Consider the following 3,577-nt stretch of genomic DNA (forward strand, 5'->3'; position numbering starts at 1 on the left):
ACCCGGCCCCCCGGGCCGGGTGCCGCACGACGGCGCCGCGCGACGGCCTCGACCACCACGGCGCGACCGTCGCCCCCCGGCGGTGCGGAACCCGCTTGGGGCGCGGCCGGCCCCACCACCGACGGCAGGCCGGCGCCCCCGCCGCACCCGGCGCTCCCTCCCCGCACAGCTTCCGTGCCGTGCGGGGAGGGAGCGAACGGGCCTGTCAGAAGAGGGCTTCCCCGTCGAACAGTCCGATGGTGCCGGTGGCCTTGTCGTCCCCCATGCCGAACAGGGCGGCCTGTGCCGCCTTGGGCTTGACGGCGAACTCCGTGGCGGGCATGGCAAGCCAGTTCCTGGGCTTGGGGGCTGCCGGGGCCGTGGCGACCTTTACCGCGCGCGTCTGCACTTCCTCAAAGTCGGCGGTCACGATCTCCGTGCGCGGGGCAGCGTCCCGCCACTCGTCGACGTACTGGGACGTGTCAACGCTGCATCCCTGCTCCAGCGTCAGGCCCGTCTGCCGCTGGAACCGCTCGTACTGGGCGGTCGGCTCCTCGGTGCGGCGCACGCATCCGCTGTAGCGGAAGGGGGCCGACTCCTGGGGGATGATGAACAGCCCTCGGCGGGCCACCTCGGCGGCGACATCGATGACGTGGTACTCGAACTGAGGGCCGCTGTAGCGGGGGGCCGTGCGCCCCTGTCGGGAGACCCGGCCGAACGGCGGGTTCGCTACGGCCACGTCGAACCGACCGCCCAGGTCCATCGTCGGCACGTCGAAGACGTCGCCGCAGATCCAGCGGGCTTCCGGCAGGATCTTGCGCCCGATCCGGACGTACTCCGGGTTCTTCTCCACGCACACGATCTCTCGGGCGGCGCCGTGGGCGCTGAGGTACTGGTGAGCGGTCCAGGCCAGGCGGCCGATTCCCGCGCACAGGTCGATGATCCGTCCGGCGCCGAACGCCTCCAGGATGAGGTCTGTGGCCAGTCCGCCCGGCGTGAAGAATGCGCCGTCGAGCCGGGCCGTGCCCTCCTCCATCCAGTGGTCCAGGACGAATTCCCGCTCATCCGGCGCGAGGTCGCGGTCCAGGTCGGCCAGGGCGGCCGCCTTGCGGTGCTGGATCGCGGTCTCGGTCTTCATCTTCGCCATGAGGCACGCCCTTTCGGTGCGGGTTTCGAGTGGTGGTGTCGGTCGGGGTGCCACCCCCTTCCAACAAGGACAACATTACCAGCATTAGGCCGGAAACGGAAGCGGGAAAGGGGGTCTGACCAGGGTTTTTCTCGGATTTCTCGCGGTGCCGCGCGTGCCCTCCGGGCCGGGCCGACCCCCCTCCTTGCCAGCCGCTTTTCAGCACCACGGCACCAGGGCCGGCCGGGCGACGGCCGGTCACGTAAACCGCCCACCGCTGCCGCTCCCCCCGGCCGGCCCGCAGGCCGGGACCCTGGGCCGGCCACCGGCACCGCACGACGGCGCCGCGCGGCCACGCCGGCCACGACGGCGCGGCCGTCGCCCGCGGCGCTGCGGGGCCTGCCCGGGGCGCGGCGGGCTGCACCCCTTCCGGGCTACCGGCGCGCCCGCCGCGACGCGGCACGCCGAAGGGGCGGGCACCGCCGTGCGGTGCCCGCCCCTTCGGGGACTGCGCGGAGCCTAGAAGGGGGGCAGTCCGACAGCCGTCGCCCCTCGGGTGAGGAGGTGCCAGACGTCGGTCATCTCGGGCTGCTCGTAGACCCCCGGCCGCGCTTCGATCCGCTCAGCCTTCGTCTGGGCGGCCTCCACGGCTTCCTGGGCCTCCTTGATGCGCTCGGGGGTGACCTGCCCGGGGCGGCTGAGCATGTCCTGTGCGAGTGCCGCGCCGAGCCGCTGAACGGCGTAGGCGAGATCGAACAGCTCGGTCAGCGCGTCCGCGATCGGGTCGGCGGCGGGCTGCGCGTTGTCGACGACCACCTTGACGGGGAATCCGCATCGGCGGAGTTCGCGGGTGAGCCGGGCGAACCGGTAGTGGTCGAACGGCCAGGAACGGGTGCCAGGGGCGGTGAACGCCTTCAGGGAGTGGGACCACTCGAATCCGTGCTGCCGCAGGGTCGCCTTGACCCAAGGGTGCTGGTCGCTGAGGCGGGCAACGGTGCCGTAGACCCGGCTGTGCGTGATGGTGGTGGTGATCACGGGAGTTCCTCCGTGGTGCGGGTTTCGAGTGGTGGTGCCGGTCGGGGTGCCACCCCCTTCCAACAAGGACAACATTACCAGTATTGGGCCGGAAATGGAAGCGGAAGCCGGGCCTGGTCTGGGGTTTTTCGCTGGTGCTCCCGGGGGCGGAAGCCACCGCCGCCCCCGGGAAGTAGTTCACTGCCTGGCGGTGCCCTGCGACTGCTGAGCCTGATAGTCGGCCACCGCCTGCGCCAGGGTCCGCCCGACACTGCCGCGCGGGCCTTCGTACCCGTCGTGTCCCGGTGCGCCGTAGTCGGCCATGCCGCAGCTACAGCCGCGCACCTCCTCTTCCCCCTCCTCCTGCGGTGTGGCCTCTTCCGGCGTCCAGTCGAACGGGACCGGCCGTTCGTTCAGGTACAGGCGGAGCGCGGCGGCTCCGCTCTTGCGGCTGTCGACGCTGAACACGGCCGTGCCGATGGCCGGAAGGCAGACGGTGACGTTGGTCCACATGTACGGGGCGGTACGCCACTCGTCGTGAACGACGCGGGCGGGTTCGACCTGGAAGAGGTCGGCCAGTGCTGCGGTGAACTCGCGCGCGGCCTCGCGCGTGTCGAGCGGGGACGGGGCGGGGGTGCCGTCGTAGCCGATGGCGGTATGGATCTGGAACTTCATGGCCTGCTCCTGGGTGCGCGGTGAGGGTTTCGAGCGGGCCGGGGCGGCGGTGCCATCCGCCGCCCCCCCCCCCCCCCCCCCCCCCCCCCCCCCCCCCCGGGTGGGTCAGTGCTTGGCGGCGGCCTCCTCGTCCTCGGTGCGCCACAGGGGCAGGGCCTCGAAGTCCTGGGACGGCGCGAGCTTGACCACGGCGGCGCGCACGGTGGCGGCCTTGACCGTGGCGGGCATGAGGGCCGCGACGGCACGGGGGTCCTTGTTCGCGCGCCACATGGCGTACAGCACGCGCTGACGCTCGGCGCGGGCGTTGGTCAGCGCCTCGCGGGCGGCCTGGTAGGCCGCCTCGGCCTCCAGTCCCTCCATCAGCAGGGGGGTGTCGATGCCGTCACCCTCCCGCTGGCGGGCCGCCTCGATCATCTCCGCGCGCATCGCCTGGTAGGCGGCGTGGCCGATCGCCTCCGCCTCGGCCTGGCGCTCGGGGGTGATCTGCTCGCTCATGGTCCGTACCTCCGGTGATCGGGTTTCGAGTGGTTCTCGTTGTCCGGGGTGCCACCCCTTCCAACAAGGACAACATTACCAGTATTGGACCGGAAACGGAAGCGGAAAAGGGGGTCTGACCAGGGGTTTTCTCGGATTTCTCGCGGTGCCGCGCGTGCCCTCCGGGCCGGGCCGCCCCCCTCCTTGCCAGCTCCTCCACCCGGGCCCCGGTGGGCCGGTCACCTTCTCCTCGACGTGCAGCTGCTCCGCTCCCCCGTCTCGAACCTCAGCCCCTGGCCGTCACCACGG

General features: G+C 72.1%; 4 protein-coding genes. All 4 read right to left on the bottom strand.

All coding sequences use genetic code 11. From position 1 onward, the window contains the following. Nucleotides 1–205: 205 nt before the first annotated feature. Nucleotides 206–1,126 carry an N-6 DNA methylase gene (locus AC4IJH_RS43220; RefSeq protein ID WP_490857521.1) on the bottom strand — a complete coding sequence of 307 codons (921 nt, stop codon included), beginning with the start codon at nucleotides 1,124–1,126 and terminating at the stop codon, nucleotides 206–208. A 498-nt stretch (nucleotides 1,127–1,624) separates the two neighbouring features. Continuing rightward, on the bottom strand, nucleotides 1,625–2,140 hold the full coding sequence (locus AC4IJH_RS43225; protein ID WP_164350073.1) for a hypothetical protein: 516 nt from the start codon (nucleotides 2,138–2,140) through the stop codon (nucleotides 1,625–1,627). A 177-nt stretch (nucleotides 2,141–2,317) separates the two neighbouring features. Further along, a complete protein-coding gene (locus AC4IJH_RS43230; protein ID WP_490857522.1) occupies nucleotides 2,318–2,794 on the bottom strand; it encodes a hypothetical protein in 477 nt (158 codons plus the stop codon). A gap of 105 nt (nucleotides 2,795–2,899) precedes the next feature. Then, nucleotides 2,900–3,289, bottom strand: coding sequence for a hypothetical protein (locus tag AC4IJH_RS43235; RefSeq protein ID WP_164350069.1), 390 nt, complete (start codon nucleotides 3,287–3,289; stop codon nucleotides 2,900–2,902). Nucleotides 3,290–3,577: the final 288 nt, after the last annotated feature.

The organism is Streptomyces sp. UF-297 (assembly GCF_058245575.1).

Excerpts from the sequence above, each read along its gene's own strand:
- AC4IJH_RS43235 (WP_164350069.1), bottom strand. The coding sequence starts at position 3,289 with ATGAGCGAGCAGATCACCCCCGAGCGCCAGGCCGAGGCGGAGGCGATC.
- AC4IJH_RS43230 (WP_490857522.1), bottom strand. The coding sequence starts at position 2,794 with ATGAAGTTCCAGATCCATACCGCCATCGGCTACGACGGCACCCCCGCC.
- AC4IJH_RS43220 (WP_490857521.1), bottom strand. The coding sequence starts at position 1,126 with ATGGCGAAGATGAAGACCGAGACCGCGATCCAGCACCGCAAGGCGGCC.